This is a genomic window from Flavivirga aquatica, from assembly GCF_001747085.1.
Taxonomy (GTDB): domain Bacteria; phylum Bacteroidota; class Bacteroidia; order Flavobacteriales; family Flavobacteriaceae; genus Algibacter_C; species Algibacter_C aquatica.
The window spans coordinates 23,653-48,063 of record NZ_MDJD01000034.1 but is presented as its reverse complement, the minus strand read 5'-3'; the positions used below and the strand labels follow the sequence as shown (position 1 = coordinate 48,063).

Here is a 24,411-nt window from a genome sequence, read left to right as displayed (position 1 = left end):
TCTTATTTATTACTCTTTCCCTAAACAATAACCAAAATTAATCTCATGATTTTAAACAACACGCCCTATTTTGTAAGATAATTACTTTTTTTTGTAGTCCATTTTATAGTCAGTTATCGTAGATAAACATATCATTAAATAATATAAAGCCCAAATTAAGCATTATGAAAAAACAATTAGAATTTTTACTTATGTTCATGCTCTACATAACATTTTTTCCAAGTCAAGCCCAATTAAGAGTTGGTGATCCTGGAGTGACTATTGACCAAAGTAAGTTTGATAGTGACTATCCACAAATGGCAAGATGGGCTAATGCTGGTGTAAGAGGAGGTATTCCTTTTATAAATAGCTTCAATATTGTTAAAACGATTACTGAAGGTAATAGTGATAAAATTAATGCTGAAATACTAAACATGGCAAATGATTTATCTGGAGGACAAAAAGGATTGATTAAATTATCTAATGGTGATTATAATATTAACAAATCAATTACCATGAAATCTAATGTTTCTCTACAAGGAGAGAGTAGAAATGGTGTAGTATGTACTATTACTATGAATAACAATGATGCGTTTTCTTTTAGAGATGTTCAAAAATGTGGAATCTATAATTTAACAATTAAAGGAAGCTGGGATACTCCAAAATACCCTTGGAACTATAGTTTAGATGCTAATAAAGAATTTAGTAATTCTAATGTTTCTATAAAACTTACTGGAACAACTAAAGATTGCTGGTTAGACAAAGTAAGCATAATTAATAGCGCTAAAGACCCTTTAAGATGCCCTGCAGATCATAATACATTTAGAGATTTAATTGTCGATGGGTGTAAAAGGAAAGCTGGAGGAGCCGAAGGTTATTTTTTCATTCAAGGAAGAGACAATCTTATTACAGGATGTGAAATCACGCATTTAAGACATATTTCTCTTCAAGGAAGTAATGTTGAATATAATGTTGTATATGACAATGATTTTAAACAAGAAATCAGCTTCCATTCTGGTGATGCTGGTAATAACCTTATCTCAAACAATAGAATAACACTACCATCTGATATGCCTCCTTTAGAAAGAGGTGAAAAAGGACCATTTCCTGAAACAGAAAATGGTAAACCTATCTATTTTGCAATAATGGGTCCATGGTCTACAAAACATAGAAACTCAGATAAACCGAATTACCTTTATAAAAATAAATGCGTTCAAGATAATCATAATTATGGTAGTCGTACGCCATGGTCTGATAATAGTAAAGTGTATTTTGGACCTAAAAAATTAGGTTTATCTATACAAGAACGTATTGATAACTTTCCTGCTTTTAGTGGTGGAGCTCCATCTGGAGGAACATTGTATGCTGTCAACATAGGCGATAATACAATCCCTGTTAATGCAACAGAAGTATTACTAGCACCAACATTGGTAGCTCTTAGTGTAGGGAAGGCAAAAAATTTAAATGCAACTGTTTTACCTAACAATGCTAGTAATAAATCGGTGACTTGGTCTTCAAACAACACCTCTGTTGCTTCAATTAACGCTAATGGAAGAGTTACTGCTATATCTGCTGGTACTGCAATAGTCACTGTTACTACTATTGATGGTAATAAAACTGCAACCTCAACCGTAACTGTTACTGGAGGAGGGAACCCTACACCAGGACAATCTTATACTGAAACTTTTAGCAATATGACACTTACCGGATGGGGTAACGAAACTTATACTGGAGATAATAGCTTTGTATGGAATATAATTGCTGCTAAAGGATCTTCTAATAATGTAAAAAACTCTAAAGACATTTATTTTAGAAGTGGAAAAACAGGTGTTAAGTCTACTCCTATCGCTGGTGGTATTTCTTCTTTTTCTGTTAAATGTAAAGATAGAGTAGCTGGAACAGCTCATATTTTAGAATTATTAATAAACGGAGATGTAGTAGGAACTAGTACTCATAATAACGGTACAGATCTTTATACTTTTGAAGTAAACGATATCGATATTGCTGGTAATATTACTATAGAATTAAAAAATAATTCAGCTACAAATAAGCAAAACCATATTGCTATTGATGATATTACTTGGACTACTTATAATAGAAATTTAAATATCTTAAATATCAGTAAAGATAATCTGGTAAAAACAATAAATCAAGACATTAGCATCTCACCTAATCCTTTTCAAAATAAAATTAAACTAAGGTTTAATCAAGAAGGTATACAAAAGGTGAATATTATGGATATCCATGGTCGAATCGTTTATTACAAAGAACTTCAAGAAAATATTCAAGAACTTAATATCTCTTCTCCTAAAAATTTGAAAGAAGGTATGTATTTTCTTAACTTTACAAAAAAAAATGGAGTTAATAAGACAATAAAATTAATTAAAAAAGACTAATAATCACCTGAGAAGAACTAATGACATAAGATATCTCTAAAATTAGAAGTCGCTAAAAAGCCAGCAATTGCTGGCTTTTTTTATTTTAAATACTATTGATTTATTCTTTTATTTCTATTAATGGATCTTCATTAATTATATCCTGTTCTATTTCTGGAGGTGATTCATAACTCCCCTCTATAGATCCTAGGATTTCCTTTCCAGTGATTTTATCTATGTGATAAATCCCAAAAGCGTCATCATTACTAATTCGCACTACATACATATCTGTTTCTTCAGATATTTCATTATCAAATCCTAAACGAGGCAAATTAAACGCTTTTTTTACAAACTCAATTTTCTTAACTTCTTCTTCTGTTGGTATATAAAAACTTGAAATTCTCCCGTAATTTAAGGTATTAACATCTTCAGTTATCATATTAATAAGGAAATTGTAATTAAAATCACTTGAATTTCTCCCCAACGGAATAAACGTGATATGCCTTTTAAAATTAACGACAATCTCCTTCTTATTAGACCAAGTTGTTATTTCAAAATTGTTTAAATTAATTTTTAATGTTGGATACTTTTTTTCTAAAATGTTATAAGCTATTTTAACAATAGAATCCTTTCCTAAAGCTTTTATTTTTTCTATTTTATTTTCCATAATTTGTTCTTGAGACAAAACTTTTGTACTATTAATTAATAGCAATAATATGATTAAAATAAGTTTAATAAATTTCACGTTAATCATTATATTTTACATAAATGTATAACTATCTTATAACCTTATCTTACATCTACATTCTAGTTACTATATAAGATTACTTAGTTCGTATTTCCTTGTTATTCCATAAATAGCATAAGCTAATAACTCCTCCCACTGGTGGTAAATTAGATTCATTCGATTATAGTATGTCATTGCCGCTAGAGTTTCCTAGTGCTATTTGTAACGAAAGATCTAGTCAAAACTTTATTACTTTTGAATTAACTATTTTTACACCACAGTCCTAATTTTTAAATGAATTAAAAAAACAAAGTGTCGCTATTCCAGTATACATATCTCTAAGCAACCTCCTACCCGTTCCTTAAAATTTTCTATAGCGAAGTAAGTAAAAAACAAAAGCTTTTACAGAAATGTAAAAGCTTTTGTTTTTATGTGGTTTTAGTTTTATTTATACTAATTAGTCACAAATTAGTACAGCTTAATATACTATGAGACTGGTATTAGTATGATTAAATATATTTATTAAGTCTCATGTCTAAATATTTTACATAAACATATACAACTCTAGCCCATAACCTTTTTATCTACATTCAAATTACTCATATAAGGCTGCTTAGTGAGCCTTTTTCCTGTTGCTTTATAAATAGCATTAGCTACAGCTGCACCTATTGGAGGTAAAGTAGGTTCTCCTAAACCTGTAGGATCTATATCGCTTTCTACAAAATGAACATCAACCTTTGGTGTTTGTCCCATACGTATTAATTGATAACTATTAAAGTTATTAGATTCGGGTACCCCATTATTAAATGAAAAATCGGAATACATAGTATGCCCTATGCCATCAATAACTCCTCCTTTAACTTGATTCGTTGCCCCTAAAGGATTTACAACAATACCACAGTCTACAATACAAGTTACTTTTTTAACGCTTGGAATACCGTTTTCCATAGTAATATCGGCTACCTCAGCAACATGTGTATTATGACAATAATATACTGAGAAACCTTGATAAACGCCTTTTTCAGATTTCCCCCAATTGGATTTCTCTACTGCCAATTTGATTACATTTTGTAATCTATCTGGACTATATTCAACTTTTGGATTTGGGTTCGTTTTTACTTGCTCTAGTAAATCCATATGCAACTTAATACGATCTACTCCCATAAGCTCTGCTAATTCATCAAAAAAGCTTTGCTCTGCACTTGCCAAAAAGTTTGTATATGGTGCTCTCCAAGCTCCCGTAGTAATATTACTTTTATAATTAGTTGTATCTACTTGATAATTTTCGACAGCTCCAGCTGGGAAAAAATTAGGAATTAAGCCATACATATTATTATTAACAGCTGCTTCTTTTAAATGATACCCTGTTAATTTACCATCTTTAATAGATGCTGCTATTTTATATTTAATAGCAGGTCTGTACGTTCCTGCCGTCATATCATCTTCACGAGAAAACACCACTTTTACGGGTTTCTTTGATAAACTTGAAATTTCTGCTGCTTCTAAAACAAAATCACCATATAAGCGTCTTCCAAAACCACCTCCCATTCTGGTCATTTCCAGAAATACTTCATTTTCTTCTCTTTTAAGATGCCTTGCAACACGTTTTGCTGTACCTGCTGGTGTTTGTATAGGTCCTACCAAATGGATTTTCTCATCTTTTACGTTAGCAAAGAAATTCATAGGTTCCATACAGTTATGTGGTAAAAAAGGAGACTCATAAATACGTTCTAAAACTTTATCAGCTTTAGCAAATGCCTCTTTAACATCTCCATCTTTTCTACGTGTATCAAAGGTTTTTCCGTTTAATATTTCTAATAACTTAGTATCATGAAACGCTGTACTTTCCGCTTGAGATTCTTGCTTCCAATTTGCTTTTAAAGCCTTTTTCCCTTTCATTGCCGCCCATGTACTATTAGCTAAAACTGCAATTTTATTACCAAACTTAAGTACTTGAGATACTCCTGAAACACTTTTAGCTCCTGAATCATCAAAAGATTCTAAAACTTGTCCAAATGCAGGAGGTCTTAAAACAGAGGCATAAAGCATGCCTTCTTCTTTATAGTCTAAACCAAATAAAGGTTTTCCTGTTATAATTTTATCTATATCTACATTACCTATTTGTTCTCCAATAATAGTAAAATCTTTAGTATCTTTTAATGATACATTTTCTGGAATTTCTAATAATGCGGCTTCCTTAACAACATCTCCGTATCCTAATTTATCACCCTTAGCATTAGTTATAATGCCTTCTTTAACGTTACATTCTGATGCATCTACACCCCATTTTGCAGCAGCAGCATTTACTAGCAATTGCTTTGCAGTAGCCCCTGTTTGTCTCAAGGCTTCCCAACCCTTTCTTATAGATTGACTTCCTCCTGCTACTTGACGTGTATAATTTTTAGTATCTAAAGGTGCTTGAACAACATAAACATCTTTCCATGCTACATCTAACTCTTCAGCTATAATCATTGGCATAGATGTTTTAACACCTTGCCCTATTTCTGGGTTTGGTGAAAATATGGTTATTTTACCTTCATCTGAAATTTTTATAAAGGCATTAAAATCATTAAAATTTAACTTACTAATATCTATTGGCATCTCAGCCTTTGGATTACATGCATTAAGTACATTAAAACCTATTAATATACCTCCACCAGCTAATGCTGATGTTTTTAAGAACGATCTTCTACTAAATGCTATTTTTTTTGAAGGTGTCATTGTTTTTATATTTATAGGTTTATTAACTTATTTTTTTTGCCGCCACTTTAACTGCTTCTTCAATACTATTATAAGCTGCACATCTGCAAATATTACCATGCATGGCATTTCTTATTTCAGTTTCATTTGGATTGGGGTTATTCTTTAAAAAAGCAGAAGCTGTCATAATCTGTCCTGCTTGACAATATCCACATTGTGGTACATCTACTTCTTTCCACGCTTGTTGAACTGGGTGGTCTCCGTCCTTTGAAAGCCCTTCTATAGTTGTAATATTCATTCCCTCTGCCTGAGATACTTGAAGTAAACAGCTTCTCATAGCATTTCCATCTATATGAATAGTACAAGCACCACATTGGCCAATACCACAGCCAAATTTAGTACCTACAAAGTTTAATTGATCTCTTAACACCCAAAGTAAGGGTGTGTCCATATCTGCTTCAACAGTATGGGTTTCGTTATTGATTTTTAAATTAAATGTTGGCATGATTATATAGAAATAGAGTTTAGACCAAATATTATAACATTAATAACAATATAATATTTTTGGTTTTAATTAGAATAGTTCTCAAATTACAAAAAAATGTAATCTCTTTTGGGAGTTTTTTAACGTTTAACATAGTTTTAATAAACTAAAAATAGTATTTCTATGAAAAAAAATCATTTTTAAAGAAAATTCAAACAAAATTTAGCATTTTAAAAGAAATTACTTGTAAGTTATTAATCTCATTAATATTGAAGTACAAACTCCAAAGCTCGTTTTTCATTATAATACACATTTTTTTTATCAACAAACCCTGCATGCCCTCCGTATTCTGGCATTTCTAAATAAAGATTCGTATTGTTTTTAGCTTCTTTAACAGGGTAACATTCTGGTGATAAAAATGAATCATTTAAAGCATTTATAATTAATGTAGGTGTTTTTATTTTTGGAAGAAATTGTAAGCTGCTATTTTTTTCATAATACTCTAAAGCATCTTTAAAACCATGTGCCCTTGCTGTATAAATATTATCAAAATCTATTAATTTTTTGATAGATTTAAAATCTTCTTCATTTAATAATTCTGGAAATTTCTCTTGTTTAATCTTTATTTTATCAAGTAGATGTTTTAAAAATCGATCATGATATAATCTATTTTTAGGTGTATGCAAAGCTTTTGAAGAACCCTTTAAATAACAAGGTACAGAAACTGCTATGGCAGCCTTTATTTCTTGCGGTACTACATTTCGTTCTCCTAAGTATTTCAAAATTATATTAGCTCCTAAACTAATACCTTTTAAATATATTTCTGAGTATTTATTCTTTGAAATAACATGCTCTATTACTGCTTCAAGATCTTCTGTTGCTCCAGAATGGTAGCTTTTAAATTTTAAATTATCTTCTCCACTACAGCCTCTAAAATTCACACATACTGCATCAATAGTATTCGTGTTAAAAAGTTTAGCAGCTCCAGTCATATAAGGGCGTTGTCCGTCACCTTCCAAACCATGTAATAGTATAATTAGTTTACTTGTTTTTTCTTTGGAATAACTCCAATCTAAATCTAAAAAATCATTATCTTTTAAAGTAATGCGTTCGCGTTCTTGGTTAACACCAGAAACACGTCTTACTAATCCTGAATATACTGTTGAAATAAATCCATTCTTAAAATAAAATGGTGGTTTGTAGGTTGACTCTAGTATGGGCATGCTTTAGTATTCGATATTTAGTGTTCAGTTTCAGTTCTCAGTTGTTTCCATTAAAATTAAAGTTTTCATAACATTTTTCAGTTCTCTGAATCTCTATTTAACAACCAATTAAACTTCTAAACTAGTAAACTTAAAGTCTGTTCCATCAAACAATCCTTTATCACTTAATTTAATTGATGGGATAACTAATAGAGCCATAAATGATAACGTCATATAAGGGGCTTGTAATGTACTTCCTAATTGTTTTGCCATGGCATCAAGTTCTGCATACTGTTTACCTATAGTTTCACCATCTTTATCACTCATTATACCAGCTACAGGTAATGGCACTATTTTTTCTACGGAATTAGAAATTGCACAAATACCGCCTTTATTTTCAATGAGTAAATTAACTGCTTTACACACTTCTTCGTCACTTACTCCTACTGCAATAATATTATGAGAATCATGACCTACGGATGATGCTATAGCACCTTCTTTTAATCCGAAATTTTTAATAAATGCTACAGCTGGTTTATCGTCGTTATAGCGGTTAACAACGGTCATTTTTAAAATATCTGTTTCGGTATTAGATACTAAATTTCCGCTTTCAATTAAAGCATCTTCAATAAGTTCGTTGGTAACTAATTGACCTTCTAATGCTTCAATAACTCGAATTTTTTTTGCTGAAGATACTACTTTAAAATCTGAAACTTCTTTTTTATTACAATTGAAATTATTCAGGTTATTAAATGCAACTGGCGCTATCATTGATTTTCCGTTGTTAAAAACCAAATTCCCATCAATATAAGTTTGAAGGGTTTTAAAATCTTTTAAATCTTCTACTACAATACAATCGGCATGATCGCCTACTTGCAATAACCCCACATCTAAATTATAGTGCTTCACGGGGTTTATACATGCGACTTGTAAGACCTTAAAAACATCAATTCCTTTTGAAACTGCCCTAGCACATAATGCGTTAATATGGCTAATCATTAAATCGTCTGGATGCTTATCATCACTACAAAACATCATGTTCTCGAAATACTCTGGTAATAAATCGATAAGGGCTTCAAAATTTTTGGCTGCACTCCCCTCTCGAATTAATATTTTCATGCCTTTTTGAAGTTTTTCTATAGCTTCTTCATATGTAAAGCACTCGTGATCTGTGGATATGCCTGCATCAATATACTTTGTAATATCATCACCTCTTACACCTGGTGCATGCCCATCAACAGGTTTATTATAATGCTTTGCCCAAGCTATTTTTTTTAAAACTTCATCATCATCAAACAAGACTCCAGGATAATTCATCATTTCTGCCAGGTACTTAATCTCTGGATTTTCAAGGAGTATTTTTATGTCTTCTGAATTTATAACAGCTCCTGCCGATTCAAAAGAGGTTGCTGGCACACATGATGGGGCTCCAAAATTGAATTTAAATGGCGTTTTCTTGCCATTATCTATCATAAACTCTACACCTTCAACACCTAATACATTGGCAATTTCATGTGGATCTGAAACTGTAGATACCGTACCATGAGTTACTGCTAGTTTCGCAAATTCACTTGGCACTAACATCGAACTTTCTATATGAATATGTGCATCTACAAACCCTGGTAATATATAATGGTTTATATCATGATTTTTTTCTTCAACAGATAAAATTCTACCATATTTAAAGGTTACTTCTCCTTTAAAAATGCGCTTGTTTTTTATATCTACTATGTTTCCTTGTAGTTTCATCCTTTCTGTCATGTGGACATCTCTCCAAAGGAAAGCATTAGTCCAATTTAATTTTTAGAATATTTTTGGTTTTTTCTGTGACTCTATAACGGTTATCTGCACGTCTATTCACCACCCATACAATAGCATCTCCAGAGCATAATAACCACGTATTTTCTTTATCTAATAAAGATAGTTTTTCGTCTTTAAAATACTTACTAAGTTTCTTTTTCCCTTTCATTCCTAGCGGGTAAAAGATATCTCCTTCTGTTTTTTTTCTTAATATTAAAGGATATTTTAATAATTCTTTATCTACGTATATTGTATTAGGGGACTTATCTAAAACAGCCTCTACTTCTTCTAAAAACAGCGTACCTAAAGGTATTTCTACCTTATCATCATTTTCTAAAATTGATACATCTTGTTTTATATCTCCTTCAATTATTTCTGGAGGAATTTTACTTAGTAAGAAGTGTGATCTATCTTTTATTAAGCGATGGGTTCTTGAAAATACTTGTTTTCCAGATTGTGCATCTAACAAATTCGCAACATCATCCCATTCGGTAAATCCATAAGTTTTAAAAGCTTCGAATAGATAGGCTTTAGGGTTCTTAAGTTTTTTAAATTCTGAAATTTTATACGCTATAGACTCACTGTCTTTAGTTTCAATAGCTTGTTTTAAAACAGTAGCAGTACTTTCTTCTATAATATCTGCCGTGTCACTTAAGTTATTAAGTGTATTTTGAAAACTTTGAAGTAAGTTAGGATTTATTTCTTTTAGAATAGGTATTACATCATGACGCAACTTGTTCCGCAAATACTTCGTTGAAGCATTACTACTATCGTTACGCCAGCTTATAACATTATCTTTTGCAAAAGTCTCAATTTGTTCTCTAGAAAATGGTAAAAGGGGTCTTACAAATTTATTGTTAACTTCGGGAATACCTGTTAAACCTTCTAAACCCGTACCCCTTGTGAGGTTGATTAAAAAAGTTTCCAAATTATCATCTGCATGATGTCCTGTTAAAATATAATCAAATTGTAATTGCTTTGCTAATTCATCAAACCAATTATAACGTAACTCACGAGCAGCCATTTGTATAGATTGCTTGCTTTCTTTGGCGTATTTCTCTGTATCAAAATGTTCAACAAATACTTCTAAATTGAGTTCTTCCGCTAATTTGAATACAAAATCTTCATCTGCATCACTTTCTTTTCCTCGTAAATTAAAATTACAATGTGCTAAAGCTATATTTAAATTCAGTTTATGTGATAAATATGCCAATACAACACTATCTACTCCTCCAGAAATAGCAATAAGGGTTTTACTTTCTTTTAGGAAAGGGAGATTTTGAGTGATATGATTTTCTATGAGCTTATACAAGTTGTTAATTAATGAGGGATTAGATAGCTAACTTCTTAATCAAAGAATTTTGCATCTTTTTAACTTCTATTGATAATTCTTTAATCTCCTTTAATTCTTTTTCATTTATAAAATTCAAATTTACACTTATTTGAAACTGCGTTTACATTTCATATAAAAAAACCTCTAGAAATATTTAAAAATCTTATATAATCTTTTCGATAGTTTCGACCATAGCCTTCAGTTATATTTGAAGGAATTGAAACTGAGCATCTTTTTATTTGGGACGTCAATCCAAATTTTTCGTCATTTGGAAATTGCTTTAAAAGTTAATATACCAAAATTACCATTTGCATCGATTTTTGACAAACAATTAAATCACGATAATTCTTCATAATACAAAACTACAACTTTAAACTTTTTCTACATTCCCTTTTACTTACCTCTAATCTCTTTTTTCCTTTTTTTATTTCCCCTTTTCCTTCTATTCCACCACTAACCCTCCAAAACCTCTCGCATCGCTTTAGCTTTTACCAAACACTCTTCATACTCTTTTAAAGGGTTGCTTTTTGCTGTAATAGCACCACCTACAGAATACGACACATATTTCTTGGTTTGATTGTATAAAATAGTTCTTATAACCACATTAAAATCGAAATCCCCTGTTGGAGAAAAATAGCCTATAGCTCCTGAGTACACACCTCGTTTGGTTTCTTCTAAATCTTCAATAATATGCATTGCCGAAATTTTAGGAGCACCCGTCATACTCCCCATTGGGAATGTACTCTTAATAATATCTACAGGATGTGTTTGGGCTTCTACTTTCGATGTTACTGTAGAAATCATTTGATGTACTTGGTCAAATGTATAAATTTCGCATAATTCTTCAACCCTTACAGTACCTTTAAGTGCTGTTTTAGATAGATCGTTACGCACTAAATCTACTATCATTATGTTTTCGCTACGTTCCTTTTCGTCTTTTAACAAATTAAACTTTAGCACTTCATCTTCATATACATTAATAGAGCGTTTAGCTGTTCCTTTTATAGGTTGGGATATAATAGATTGTTTATCCTTTTTTATGTAACGCTCTGGAGAGGCACTTAATACATATTTATCTTGCAGTTTTACAAAAGATGCGAAAGGCGGTTTAGATATGCTATTGAGTTTTAAATAAGTTTCTATAGGGTTTATTACGGTATCTTGAGCATAAAATTCCTGACAAAAATTAGCTTCATATATATATCCACGATGCATATGGTCTAACATATTATTTACCTTTTCAAAATATTCATCTTTATGAATACGAAGTTTTATTTTTATGTTGTTGGTAGCATTTGTTAGATTGCTTCGTCGTACCTCCTCGCAATGACCGATGTTTTTTAAGTCTTCTTCCAGCTCATCGTATACAACTTTTAAATATTGAATTTCAACTTGATCACCTTTAAATAAAAAGAGTTTTTTAGGTTGAAAAAAATATAAATCTGGAAATTGTAAGCCATCAAAATTATTAGATTCTAGTACTTCTACATCATTTTTTAAATCGTAGGTTAAATACCCAAAAATCCAATCGTTTACATTTGTTTGATATTCCTTAAGTTTTTCAAAACCCTGATGATAGTCTGTTTGAATGCCTGTAAAAGCATCAACCGCTAAAACAGCATCATAATTAGAATATTTTTGTTCGTAATTATTAGAATCTAACCAAACCACATCTTCAAATTGTTGTGCCCAAATCAAAATTTGATTTTTAAATCTAACAGTATCTTCTAACTTATTAATTTTGATTGTCCTCAATAGAAAAATATTATGAAACAAAGTTAATTTAGAATACTTAAAAAATGAAGATTTTTGTACATTACTTTAAATTTGGATAGCATGTATACGTTACAAAATGATAAACTCAAAATAGTTGTAAAAAAAACTGGTGCAGAACTATGTAAAATTAAAGCTGTTAAAAACACCGCTTCTTTTATGTGGCATGCAGATCATGCTATTTGGGGAAGTTATTCGCCAAACCTATTCCCTATAATTGGTGCATTAAAAAAAGGAACTTACTTTTATGAAGGCCAAGAATATATACTTCCTAAACATGGTTTCGTTAGACGGAACGATCATATTATATTGCATGAACAAACTAAAAATAGTTTGACATTTAAATTAACGTCTAATGAGGATTTATTGAAAATATATCCATTTATGTTTGAGTTTTATATCACCTATAAACTTCATGATACTATTATTGAAGTTATTTATACGGTTAAAAATATTGATAATAAAACGATGTACTTCTCTGTTGGTGGACACCCTGCTTTTAAATGTCCTTTATATGAAAATGAAAATTATGAGGATTATATTTTAGAATTTGAACATGTAGAGCATTCTAAAACACATCTTATTAACATGGATAACCAACTGGTGTCTTCTAAAGAAAAAGTCATTTTTAATACGTCTAATCAAATTCCATTAAAACATGAATTATTTAATAATGATGCGCTTATTTTTAAAGATTTAAAATCTAAAAAAGTCACTTTAAAAAGCAATAAACATGGTGCAATACTTTCTGTTCGTTTTAATGATTTTCCATATTTAGGCATTTGGGCCAAACCTAACGGTGATTATGTTTGTATTGAACCTTGGTTAGGCATTGCTGATAGTGAGATTACGAATCAAAATATAAAAGAAAAAGAAGGTATAATTAGCTTATATGCCAGCAAAACATTTGTAGCATCTTACAATATAGAAATACATAATAACCATTTAGCTTAAACATAATAGAATAATAAGCTTAACTTTGCTGGCTAAATATTACTATTTTGAGCTTTTTAGACTTAAACTTAAATACACCGCTTTATAACGCCTTAAACGACTTAGGCTTTACAACCCCTACTCCTATTCAAGAACAGGCATTTAATGTTGTTAGTTCTGGTAAAGATGTTGTTGGTATTGCACAAACAGGTACGGGTAAAACCTTTGCTTACATGTTACCTATTCTTAAAAACTTAAAGTTTTCTATGCAGGAAACTCCTAGGGTTTTGGTTTTAGTACCTACTCGTGAATTAGTTGTGCAAGTGGTAGATGAAATAGAAAAGCTTTCAAAATATATTAACAATAGGGTTTTAGGCGTGTATGGTGGCACAAATATTAATACACAAAAGAAAGCCATTGCAGAAGGTATAGATATTTTAGTGGCAACACCTGGTCGATTCTACGATTTAGCATTGAGTAGAGTTTTACAACTAAAGACCATCCAGAAATTGGTGATTGATGAAGTTGATGTGATGTTAGATTTAGGTTTTAGACACCAGCTTATTAATATTTTTGATATCCTGCCTGGAAAAAGACAAAACATCATGTTTTCGGCAACTATGACTCAAGATGTTGATGTTTTAATTAACGATTTTTTTAAATCTCCAGAACGTGTTTCTATTGCTGTTTCTGGTACACCGCTGGACAATATTTCTCAACAACGCTATAATGTTCCAAATTTCAATACTAAAGTTAATCTATTAACGCATTTGTTAAATGATACAGAACATTACAACAAAGTCTTAATTTTTGTCGCCTATAAACGTATGGCAGATCGTTTGTTTGAAAAGTTAGATGAATTGTTTCATGATGAATTATGTGTTATTCACTCTAACAAAACGCAGAATTACAGGTTACGTAGTATTGAGCAATTTAGAGAAGGTTTTAATAGAATTTTAGTTGCTACAGATGTGATGGCGCGTGGTTTAGATATTGATAATGTATCTCACGTTATTAATTTTGATACGCCAGATTTTCCTGAAAACTATATGCACCGTATTGGTAGAACTGGTCGTGCTGAACGTAAGGGTGAAGCTTTAATTTTTTCTACTGAAAAAGAGCAAGAATCTATCGAACGCATTGAAAATTTAATGCAAATGACTATTCCTTTAAAGGAAATCCCTAATGTTATTGAAATTTCGAACGAGCTTATTGAAGAAGAACGTCCACAAATAAAAGAACGCAACAACCCTACTAAACGAAAAGATGAAGACGCTCCCGGTCCTGCTTTTCATGAAAAATCTGAAAAAAATTCTAAAGAGAATTTAGGTGGTTCTTATAAATTTAAAATTGCTGCGAAATATAAAAAACCTAAAACTCGAGGTGATAAGAATTATAATAAACGTAATAAGAGGAAATAAAATATTAAATATAATTAAAACGGGAATTGATAAGATATCAATTCCCGTTTTTAGTATGAGTATTTTTTTATAGAGTAACAAAAAGTCCAAAATTCAGATTTTTTGTAAACGCATTAAAGTTAAAACTATCAGACTTTGATATCTCATCTTCTCTTTCATTTTCATTTTTAAAATAACCTATATTACCCAAGTTACTATATAAATAAACCTTATTAAATAATTGATATGTAATACCTGGAGTTATTCCTACAGAGAAACTAATTGTTGTTGATTTATCCATATCGATAATTGAATTCTCTATTCTTGCATTTTCATTCCAGCGTATAGAAAACGTTAATCCTCCCTCAAGGTTAAAAGCTAGTTTTTCACTTATAGAAAAATATTTTCTTAAATATGGAAAAACACTAAATCTATGAGATTTTGTTTCATAATTAACGTTGTTTGAGCTTGAATATTCATTTTTGTTTTTAAAAAAATCAAAACCTGCTCCTATTCCTAATATAAAATTTTTATTTACAGCATACCCTATATCTGGATTTATACCCCATAAATGGTTTTTAGAATTAGAATATTCGTTTTCAGTATTATTATGATCAAAATTAAGACTCCCTCCTAACGTTAATTTATTTTTTGAAATACTAAATTATTATAGTTTATTTTAAAAGATTTTATTGTGTCATTATTTTCTATAATTAAATGATTAATTGTATCTTACTTTAATTCAAAACTTAACTCCTTTTTATTTAACCCCAATTGTAATTTAGTCGGGTTTTTATAATACCCCCCTTCGGCTTTAATTAAGTAACGTTAATAATTATTCGCAAATTAAATTCATTTTTTCTAACATATTTTCAAACCTAAAATTAAAACTCAAAGATGAAAATCCTTTTTTATAATTTTCTTTTTCAGTAATAATAACATCTCTAAAAAACAATGGTAATTCTTCACCTTCATAATTACAATTAATTGAAGCTATATTAGCATATTTATTAAAGCCCAACACAATTAAATTGTATTTTGTACAATATAATTTCCATAACTGGGTCTCTCCTCCATCAATTAAATATAAATACTCTGTTATATAATTAAATTCTCCTATTCTTTCTGATAACTCATCATTGATTATATTACATCGACCAAGCGATATATGAGTCGTTTTAAAATCTTTAGATAACTCAATCCTAAATTTATTTCCCTCTACCTCTAATAAAGTTGAGTACTTGCTAAATGACGTTTTATTTTTATTCGAACCATAAAAAGGAGCTAAATAATTGTTGTTAATATAAATTGAATCATTAACGCTAATAACATTTGAAGAAAAAAAAACGTTAATTAAATTCAATGTTTTTGACTTATGCAATAGATTAATTGTATCATTTTCTATTTTGTTTATTGTAGTTAAATGTTTTTCATTTTTAGAACTAACCTCTTTCTTATAATTATTTTTACAGTTAGTTAAAATTATTAATGCGAAAAGTATAAAATATGATTTTACCATTGCACATGTATATGATTTGCAAGAGAACAATTATCATCAACAAAAGTCCCAGATCTATCACAATGTGCATTTACACCGTTTACTTCTGTAACTTCATTTCCAGAGGTTCTTAAATCTAACCAACGTTGAAGTGTTATAACACCTTGAGGGTATATATCTAAAGCCAATCCTCTTAAATGTCTACTATTTATTACTCCAGGATTTCTTCTTGGATTTCTATAAGCACTTGACACCGTGATCCCATCAGTATAGCCTTTGGCTTCCCAGTTACTTACTATTGCGTCATAAATAGTTTGAAAATGATTATCATCACTTTCCGTTACAATATAATCATAGTTTCCAACATTCCAAGCTCCATTATCTCTATATACATTACTTCTTTGAGGTTGAAATGTTATCCCAAAATCAACATATTCCTGCCTTAATATATCTACTTGGTCTTGTTCTAAAGTGAATTCTTTTTTTAATCCTATAATTGTTATTGAAGTTTTATAGCTTATTGCTAAATTTCTTGTTCTAACAGGTCTTTCAGTTGGTCTGTTTATTGGATTAGGTGTAAAACTATGTATTGCGTTATCACCACTTTCCTCTAAATCAACAGTTCCATCATTTTCAGTTAGCCCTTTTGTTTCCCATATAATGTCGTCAAAACTAAAACCATCTTTTAGTAAATCATAATTTTTTAACTCTCGAAATTGTAATTTTACAATATCTGTTGAGATAAATGAAGTTGAAAGTAAATTTGTACCATCATTTTCAATTTTTTGACATTCTTCATTAACCCTTTTTATTTCAAAATCGTAATTAATTTTATTAAAAATAATTGTAGTATCTAAAAATAAGATTTCGATTTCTTTAGTATATATTCCTCCACTATTGGTATGAATTTCAATTTCAAAATAACCAGTTTCTTGAATTAAACTTGAAAGTTTTTTTTCATTATCACTAACTCCTGTACTAAATCCATAGTTATTAGATTTATTAGTTAGGGTTAGCCCTTCAACATCATCATAAATATCAATTGTTATTACGTCAGTAACTCTTGGGAATGTTACTTCTAAAGTTTGATTAGGATAGTTAATTATAGATATTTTTCCCATAATGTTATTCTTCTTTTTGTTTTACTGCTTTTAACTGTACTTTACAAGTATCGTCTGTGATTTTGATATTATTTAATACATCATTTATTAGTGTATTACCATTATGTTCAAAGTCTTTATAGTTATCATCTAAATTTATTTGTAAACTTTTCCCAATAGCATTTTTTGTATTAATCTTCAAATAAATAATTTCACCAATGTTAATTTCATTCTTGTCTATTCTATTTCCTTTTTCATCCTCAAAGTGATACTCAATTAGTTTTGGTTCATCATTGTTTTCCATTGCTTCATAAGGCATTCTCTCACTTGGAGAAATCCAACTTACATTCCATCTTTTTACAAAGTCTACACCGTAGTTTTGAATGGCTGGTGAAATTGTTAAAATGGTTTGCATAGGTTCTTCTTCTTCAGCATTAAATATCTCTTTAAAGTAGATTAAATGAGCATCATTGAATTTATACGTTTTTGTTGATGGATAATCAAATCCATTTTCATAAAAACAGACTTTGTTTTTTCCATTTTATCAACTTCTTCCCAGGTATTGTCTTTACTTTCTTTGGTCATCCAATGTAAAATTTGGTCTGTGTTTTCTCCTGTAGCAAAACAAACACTAATTAAACCACCCATAATTTCGGTTGCTGGTTTTCCATTTATTCTTATTTCTCTATAATAATGCATGTTAGTCCTGAGTAATTCTATTTCCAGACCTAAAATAAATAATTTTGCTTGTACCATTTTTTTCAATTATAAGTGAGCTAAATATTGTCTACATCGTGATATAAAACATTTTATATCTAATGATAAGCGAAATTAGATTTTTCCTCTTAAAAAATAAACCATTACTTACTTTTATAAGTAAAAACCTTTTCCTTCAATTAGAGAAGAGGGTTTAATAAACAAAGTGCAGATCTAAAAACAAAACTAAAATATTTCAATATAAAGATATTTAAAACCCAATATTCATAAAACATCTCATAATAAACACCAATAAAAATCTACTAAACAAATAGTTGCATCAAACTCTCTTTTTTATTCAACTTTACGTAATCCTTTTCATCTATTCACTCGTATAACTCAGTAAGCATAAATATCATTGCTTGAAAGATAAATCCATTACAAAATTTCGACTCAAAATGAGCATTAAAATTAAATCAAAAAACTATTAACAATACTTTTTATTTTTTAACCAAAATTAAATCCGAATCATTATGATAAAAACTAACTCTATGTTACGAGTATTGCACTTTGCAATTATCGCAATGGCCGTATCCTATTCTAGTTACAGTCAAACTGTCGACGTAAGTGGACAAAAACCTTATAGAAAATGGGATAAAATAGCCGTTTCACTTACTTTACCTACTAGTATAAGTGAATCTAATACAAGTTTTAAAAACACAAGAATGGATGTCCTTTTCACTGATCCTAGTGGAAAAAAAATTAGAGTTCCTGGTTTTTTCGCTGCAGATGGCAATGCTGCAAATACCAATGCCAAGTCTGGTAAGATTTTTAAAGCCTACCTAAGACCTTACAAAACTGGTCGTTGGAAATATCAAGTACTTTATTACACAGGAAATGATGTCGCTTTAAAAAACGTGAACCAATTACCTAATCCAACACATAACTTAACTGGTACTATTGGAAATGTTACTGCTACAAATGCTACGCTTCCTGACTTGAGAGCTAAAGGGCGTCTGCAATATCAAAAAACTGGTACCAATAATCAGAGACGTTACCTAAAATGGGCAGAAACTGGAGAACATTTCTTAAAGTTTGGACCCGACTCTCCTGAGAACTTACTTAACTACGAAGGTTTTGACCATGACGTCAACAAAAACAATTGTACAAATTGTACAGAACACTCGTTTAGTCCTCATTCTAGCGATTGGAATACAGGAGACCCTACATGGGATGGCAACAAAGGTAAAAACCTTATTGGAGCTGTTAATTATTTAAAAAATCAACAAATGAACTCCATGTCTATGTCTTTGTTTGGTGGGGATGATACAAATGTATTTCCATGGACAGATCCTAGAGATAAGTTTAGGTATGATGTGTCTAAACTTGAACAATGGGAAATTGTTTTTGACCATGCTGAAAAAAATGGCCTTATGCTTCACTTTAAATTAGCGGAAGCTGAAAACTATAAAAAACTATCATTCGATCAAATTAAGGTATACTATCGTGAAATGGTAGCTAGATATGGACATCATTTAGCCATTGAGTGGAATATCTCTGAAGAATATGGAAAGGATGACAACAATAACGATGCTGCTCCTGCTAATGTAATTCCTAGAATAAATTGGTTAGCTAGTATAGACCCTTGGCAAAATCACAGAGTACTTCACACATATCCAGGTAGACATGAAAAATACTATAACTACCTAATTAATAACAATGCCAAATTAACTGGGGCTTCTGTTCAAAGTTCTAGATCAAATAATTATGATGATGCATATGATGGGAAATCTGGAATAAAAACTTGGATTAACAAATCAAAAAACAATAATATTCCTTGGGTGGTTGCTAGTGATGAACAAAATCCTGGGGATACTGGAATGTTTACTTCTGAATCCATTAGTAATTACAACGTAAAAATTGAGGCTAGAACAAAAATTCTTTGGAAAGGTCTTATCGCTGGTGGTGCTGGTGTTATGTGGTATGGTGGTAAAAATGGAGATTTTAGAACTGAAAACTTCAATAGATTTGCTACTTTATTTGACTGGTCTAAAATTGCAATATTACAATTTTTTGAAGGTAATGCTCTTGAATATTGGAAAATGCAAAACAACGATGCTTTAGCTAGTGGTAATAAAAACAGATGTTTAGCTCAAGAAGGTAAAACATATATTATTTACTTAGAAAACGGAGGTTCTTCAAACTTAAACCTTACTGGTCAATCAGGAAACTTTAAAGTTAAATGGTTTAACCCTAGAACAGGAGGTAATTTAAAAAACGGATCTGTTAGAACTATTACCGGTGGTGGAAACAAAAGTATAGGAAATCCTCCTAATAATGCAAATTCTGATTGGGTAGCATTAGTTACTAAAGCAGATATAAGAAATAAAGCTTTTTCTGTTAATGCAACATCTTGTCCTTTTGAGGAAAAGAATGGATTATTAGTTATCGAAGCAGAAAATGCAGTAGGTTATGAAGACGCGTCATTTACACTTGAAACTGGTGATGTAGGGTCTACAAGTCCTACTGGTAAAGGGTACTTAAGATATACTGGTCCAAACCATCATAGATCTCAAGTAGCAGAGCATACTATTTCTTATAACATCAAGATCAATAACCCTGGAGTATACCGTTTCTTATGGAGAAACGTAAGAGATCCTAAAGCTGCAACTCACGATGCTGCTAATGATAGTTGGTTATTAATCAAAGACAATGGTGCTAGATTCTATGGTATTAAAGATGGTAATGAATACACATTAACAAAGCATACTAAAATGTGGATACAAAAATCTGAATTCGATTTTAAAATCAATGGTGAAACAAATGCTGGTGGTAAGAAAATAAATGGTATGACTATGTGGGTTGACTTTCCAACCGCTGGAGAATACACAATTGAATATGGAGGTAGATCTCAAGGGCATAGTGTAGATAGAATTGTCTTATTTAAAGACAATCAAGAATCTGCCGCTAAGAACCTCAATACACCTGAATCTGTACAACAATCTGTAAATAACTGTGAGGCTCTTTCTACAAATGAAATTACTCAAGAAAACTTAAGCTTAATAGCTTTTCCAAACCCTATAGGTAATAATGATCTAACAATTAAGTTAACAAACATTACAGATGTTATCTCTTATAGTATTTATGATATAAATGGTAAATTAATAAAATCTGGAAAATCAGATAAAAATGCATTTACTATTTCATCTAACACCATAAAATCTAAAGGTATTTATATATTAAAAGTTAATACCGATGGGAAACAAATTGTAAAGAAAATTATAAAGTAATATATATATAGGTTAAAAGTAAAAAGTAATATAAAATCGAATCTCCTAAACTATTAGGAGGTTCGATTTTTTTAGTTTATAAAGGTTATTTCTTATTCAAAAAAAAGCAAAAACTATTAGGACTTCTGCAGAGCTCTTAAAATAATAATACCTATTCTAGGAAGAATAAACGTAATGCAACCAAAAACAGTAGTTAAAAATGCAATTTTAAGTCCTGCAGCCATATTGCCTTGACTAATATCGCCTATCGCATCTATCGCATCAAAGGCAGCAATCATACCTATTGTAGACCCTAAAAATCCAATAACCAAGCCTAAAACACTTATATCTGATGCTAAACTAGTCATTTTCTTAGATTTTGTTATGTTCTTTTTAACATATAAAAAACCTAGTATCAGAAAAGCAAATGCTAGTAAAAAACATATTAAAATAAGGGACATAAAAAAGAGACCTCCCTCATTAAATCGTTTTGATAATTCTGAAAAAAAACTTGGATTCTGTAATAATATTAATGTATTCATAATGTTTAAATTTATTGTTTTTTTGTTAATGTTTGTGACTCAATTCCTGATTGTGAAAAAATTAATGTTTTTTCTTCCAAATTAAACTTGAGGTGAATCCCTAATTTTTCATGTACAAATTCATTCTTTTTAATAGCTTTTAACCGAATTAAATTGTTTCGATTTGGTCCACCTTTTAACACTTTACCATCTGCAACAAAAGTAAGAATGAAGGGTATTTTTTCACTTCCATGAATACCTTCATAATCTCCTGCATAAGATTTTATTTTTTCCTCGGTTAACTCAATAGTTTCTGTATAGTATTTGAGCAATTCTAAGCTTTTATTTTGACTAGCTAGAAAAGCATTATTAACAATATTATCTAATCCATAATCTAAAGCATTTGTTATTAATGCAATTGTTATTTTCTCCTTTGGTATATGTTTAAGACTAGACCTAAACCCATCAATACTTCCTCCATGACCATAAAAATCTTGACCATACATTTCCTCTTTAAAAATGCCACTTCCGTAAACTTTGCCTTTAGTTAAAATCATTTTAGAGAAGCTTTCTTTAGACATTAATTTATTAGAAAATAAAGCTTCATAAAATGTTATAAGATCGTATGGCGTAGAAACTATTCCTCCCGCTCCACCTGGATTACTCATATCTGTTTCTCCTGATATCGTTAGTACTCCTTTTTTATAATAATAAGAAAAACACTCATTATTTTTTGCATTTATTTTTCCTCCAAAATAAGTGTTTTTCACACCTATTCTATCTACTATTCTTTTCTGAAGTGCTTCGGCATAACTAGTCTTGTCTATTTTTTCAATGATGTATCCTAAAAGAATAAAATTAGTATTAGAGTATTCGTTTTTTTCATTAGGCTGAAAAACTGCTGGATGTTTTTGCATTCTTGCTAACATTTCTACTTGAGTTGTTTCTTCTAAATGCCATACTTTAAATCCATTATCTCTAGTAATCTCGAATAAACCACTACTATGATTTAATAAATTCTCAATAGCAATATTCTCAGCATTAGGTATCTTAGGAAAATAATTTGAGAGTTTATCTGTAAGCCTTAATTTACCTTCATTAATTAACTGAAAAACCATTGTCGCTGTATAACTTTTAGTAATAGAAGCTATTCTGAATTTAGATTTTTTTGTAATTGGAATTTTCTTATCTTCTAAAATATTAGCAAAACCGACACTTTTATCATAAATAATATGCCCGTTTTTAGAAACCACTATGGTTCCCATTATTTTATTGTTTAAAGAAAGTTGTTCTAAAAGTGAATCTAATTGCTTGAATTTTTCTTGCTGAGAAAAACACAAGGAACTTATTAAGAGAAAAAGAACTAATAATCGTTTCATTTGCTTATAATTTTAGTTTAACATAAAGCAAACTTAGTCTCCATATCAATCCTAAAAACTAAAATGCGACGAATACCATATTTAGTATCTTTTATAACCAAACGCTAAAACCATAACTAAAACCGTCATTCGCCTACAAAACACATATTACCATTAAAAATATAGTATTATTGTAAGAAGGTTTATTTTACATGCTAAGGAAATTCATTTTAAATAAAATTATTCAATTACTGCTTCACTCGTTTTTTTGGTGTGCAGTACTCTTTTTTTATACCTATTTTTTTGGCTTTGATACTAATGATTTTAGTTATGTATTGTCTTTTTCTCTTTTTTTAATGCCAATTACCATTGCAACAACCTATATTTCTATTTACAAACTTATCCCCGATTATTTACTAAAAAAGCGTTATAAATTATTTGTTTTATATAGCGCATATACACTAATAATTTCAACTTATCTTATTGTTGTTTCGGTATTCTATGGTTTAGTATATTTATCTCATTTTAAACACTCAAACATGGCTCCCATTAGTAGGAATCTTGTTTTTGTTGCTATTGCTGTTTACTTAGTGGTTATTGTTGTTAGCGCTTTTAAACTACTCAAAATGAACTTAAAACATACAGAAAAAACAAAAAAACTAGAAACTAAGATTTTAGAAACACAGCTTAAATTAAAAGAGCAAGAATTGAATTATTTAAAAATGCAAATTCACCCACATTTCCTATTTAACACCTTAAATACCATGTATGGCTTTGCCTTAAAGAAAGCGAATGAAACTCCTGAAATGATATTAAAACTCTCTAATCTATTAGATTATTTATTATATCAAGTCGATAAACCTTTTGTACTTTTAACATCAGAAATTAATCATATTAAAGACTACATTGAATTAGAAAAAATGCGCTTTAATAAGACATTAAATATAAATTTTATTACAAATAATATTTCTGAAGATTTAAAAATCGCTCCCATGCTTTTAATTCCATTTATAGAAAATAGCTTTAAACATGGTACCCTAAAAAACGGTGTTTTATCAATAAAAATTTCTGTTTCTTGTAAAGACAAAAAAATCTATTTTTATATTGAAAACACAAATAAAGAAACAGAAGTTTCAACCAAAGGCATTGGCTTAGAGAATATGCAAAAACGCTTAGATTTATTGTACAAAGACAATTATTCACTAACCTTTGATAATATTAATGAAATTTTTAAAGTTAACTTAGTATTAAATATAATCTAAA

At 30.0% G+C, this 24,411-nt stretch carries 20 protein-coding genes; 5 read left to right on the top strand and 15 right to left on the bottom strand.

Features of this window, described 5'->3' with window-relative positions; genetic code table 11:
* Nucleotides 1-164: 164 nt before the first annotated feature.
* Entirely contained in the window at nt 165-2,375 is a 2,211-nt protein-coding gene (locus A8C32_RS06545) for an Ig-like domain-containing protein (protein WP_069829646.1), read from the top strand.
* Nucleotides 2,376-2,475: 100 nt separating this feature from the next.
* Here the strand turns inward: A8C32_RS06545 and A8C32_RS06540 are convergent, their stop codons facing one another.
* The 8 genes from A8C32_RS06540 to pabB form a co-directional block, all read right to left on the bottom strand.
* Nucleotides 2,476-3,021, bottom strand: a complete 546-nt coding sequence (locus A8C32_RS06540) for a hypothetical protein (RefSeq protein WP_123803345.1) — start codon at nt 3,019-3,021, stop codon at nt 2,476-2,478.
* Between the two features lie 624 nt (nt 3,022-3,645).
* Nucleotides 3,646-5,802: a xanthine dehydrogenase family protein molybdopterin-binding subunit gene (locus A8C32_RS06535; RefSeq protein WP_069829644.1), complete on the bottom strand. Its 2,157-nt coding sequence runs from the start codon at nt 5,800-5,802 to the stop codon at nt 3,646-3,648.
* A gap of 22 nt (nt 5,803-5,824) precedes the next feature.
* Complete coding sequence (locus A8C32_RS06530) at nt 5,825-6,286, bottom strand: (2Fe-2S)-binding protein (protein ID WP_069829643.1); 462 nt, start codon at nt 6,284-6,286, stop codon at nt 5,825-5,827.
* 242 nt (nt 6,287-6,528) lie between these two features.
* On the bottom strand, nt 6,529-7,488 hold the full coding sequence (locus A8C32_RS06525; protein WP_069829642.1) for a YheT family hydrolase: 960 nt from the start codon (nt 7,486-7,488) through the stop codon (nt 6,529-6,531).
* A gap of 108 nt (nt 7,489-7,596) precedes the next feature.
* Complete coding sequence (gene ade / locus A8C32_RS06520; protein WP_069829641.1) at nt 7,597-9,216, bottom strand: adenine deaminase; 1,620 nt, start codon at nt 9,214-9,216, stop codon at nt 7,597-7,599.
* Nucleotides 9,217-9,253: 37 nt separating this feature from the next.
* Nucleotides 9,254-10,579 carry a tRNA lysidine(34) synthetase TilS gene (gene tilS / locus A8C32_RS06515; protein ID WP_069829640.1) on the bottom strand — a complete coding sequence of 442 codons (1,326 nt, stop codon included), beginning with the start codon at nt 10,577-10,579 and terminating at the stop codon, nt 9,254-9,256.
* A 149-nt stretch (nt 10,580-10,728) separates the two neighbouring features.
* Nucleotides 10,729-10,851: a four helix bundle protein gene (locus A8C32_RS20180; RefSeq protein ID WP_240491703.1), complete on the bottom strand. Its 123-nt coding sequence runs from the start codon at nt 10,849-10,851 to the stop codon at nt 10,729-10,731.
* Between the two features lie 202 nt (nt 10,852-11,053).
* On the bottom strand, nt 11,054-12,355 hold the full coding sequence (gene pabB / locus A8C32_RS06510; RefSeq protein ID WP_069829639.1) for an aminodeoxychorismate synthase component I: 1,302 nt from the start codon (nt 12,353-12,355) through the stop codon (nt 11,054-11,056).
* Nucleotides 12,356-12,436: 81 nt separating this feature from the next.
* Here pabB and A8C32_RS06505 point away from each other — a divergent pair, with 81 nt between their 5' ends.
* Complete coding sequence (locus A8C32_RS06505) at nt 12,437-13,327, top strand: aldose 1-epimerase family protein (protein ID WP_069829638.1); 891 nt, start codon at nt 12,437-12,439, stop codon at nt 13,325-13,327.
* Nucleotides 13,328-13,374: 47 nt separating this feature from the next.
* Nucleotides 13,375-14,727 carry a DEAD/DEAH box helicase gene (locus A8C32_RS06500; protein WP_069829637.1) on the top strand — a complete coding sequence of 451 codons (1,353 nt, stop codon included), beginning with the start codon at nt 13,375-13,377 and terminating at the stop codon, nt 14,725-14,727.
* Nucleotides 14,728-14,794: 67 nt separating this feature from the next.
* Here A8C32_RS06500 and A8C32_RS21435 read toward each other — a convergent pair whose 3' ends face one another.
* From A8C32_RS21435 to tssD, 5 genes are all read right to left on the bottom strand, one after another.
* Nucleotides 14,795-15,364: an outer membrane beta-barrel protein gene (locus A8C32_RS21435; protein WP_083253274.1), complete on the bottom strand. Its 570-nt coding sequence runs from the start codon at nt 15,362-15,364 to the stop codon at nt 14,795-14,797.
* A 177-nt stretch (nt 15,365-15,541) separates the two neighbouring features.
* The gene (locus A8C32_RS06490; RefSeq protein WP_123803343.1) at nt 15,542-16,069 is read right to left on the bottom strand and encodes a hypothetical protein; all 528 of its coding nucleotides are present in this window, start codon (nt 16,067-16,069) and stop codon (nt 15,542-15,544) included.
* A gap of 149 nt (nt 16,070-16,218) precedes the next feature.
* Nucleotides 16,219-17,325 (bottom strand): D-Ala-D-Ala carboxypeptidase family metallohydrolase, encoded by a 1,107-nt coding sequence (locus A8C32_RS06485; RefSeq protein WP_069829634.1) that lies wholly within the window; start codon nt 17,323-17,325, stop codon nt 16,219-16,221.
* Between the two features lie 4 nt (nt 17,326-17,329).
* A complete protein-coding gene (locus tag A8C32_RS21260) occupies nt 17,330-17,746 on the bottom strand; it encodes a hypothetical protein (RefSeq protein WP_276205022.1) in 417 nt (138 codons plus the stop codon).
* A gap of 14 nt (nt 17,747-17,760) precedes the next feature.
* On the bottom strand, nt 17,761-18,060 hold the full coding sequence (tssD, locus tag A8C32_RS21255) for a type VI secretion system tube protein TssD (RefSeq protein WP_069829632.1): 300 nt from the start codon (nt 18,058-18,060) through the stop codon (nt 17,761-17,763).
* A gap of 473 nt (nt 18,061-18,533) precedes the next feature.
* Between tssD and A8C32_RS06470 the strand changes: the two genes are divergently transcribed.
* Entirely contained in the window at nt 18,534-21,290 is a 2,757-nt protein-coding gene (locus A8C32_RS06470) for a T9SS type A sorting domain-containing protein (RefSeq protein WP_123803341.1), read from the top strand.
* A gap of 116 nt (nt 21,291-21,406) precedes the next feature.
* Here A8C32_RS06470 and A8C32_RS06465 read toward each other — a convergent pair whose 3' ends face one another.
* On the bottom strand, nt 21,407-21,811 hold the full coding sequence (locus A8C32_RS06465; protein WP_069829630.1) for a MotA/TolQ/ExbB proton channel family protein: 405 nt from the start codon (nt 21,809-21,811) through the stop codon (nt 21,407-21,409).
* A gap of 11 nt (nt 21,812-21,822) precedes the next feature.
* A complete protein-coding gene (locus A8C32_RS06460; protein WP_069829629.1) occupies nt 21,823-23,169 on the bottom strand; it encodes a serine hydrolase domain-containing protein in 1,347 nt (448 codons plus the stop codon).
* A gap of 191 nt (nt 23,170-23,360) precedes the next feature.
* Here A8C32_RS06460 and A8C32_RS06455 point away from each other — a divergent pair, with 191 nt between their 5' ends.
* A complete protein-coding gene (locus A8C32_RS06455) occupies nt 23,361-24,410 on the top strand; it encodes a sensor histidine kinase (protein ID WP_069829628.1) in 1,050 nt (349 codons plus the stop codon).
* The last annotated feature ends 1 nt before the right edge of the window (nt 24,411 follow it).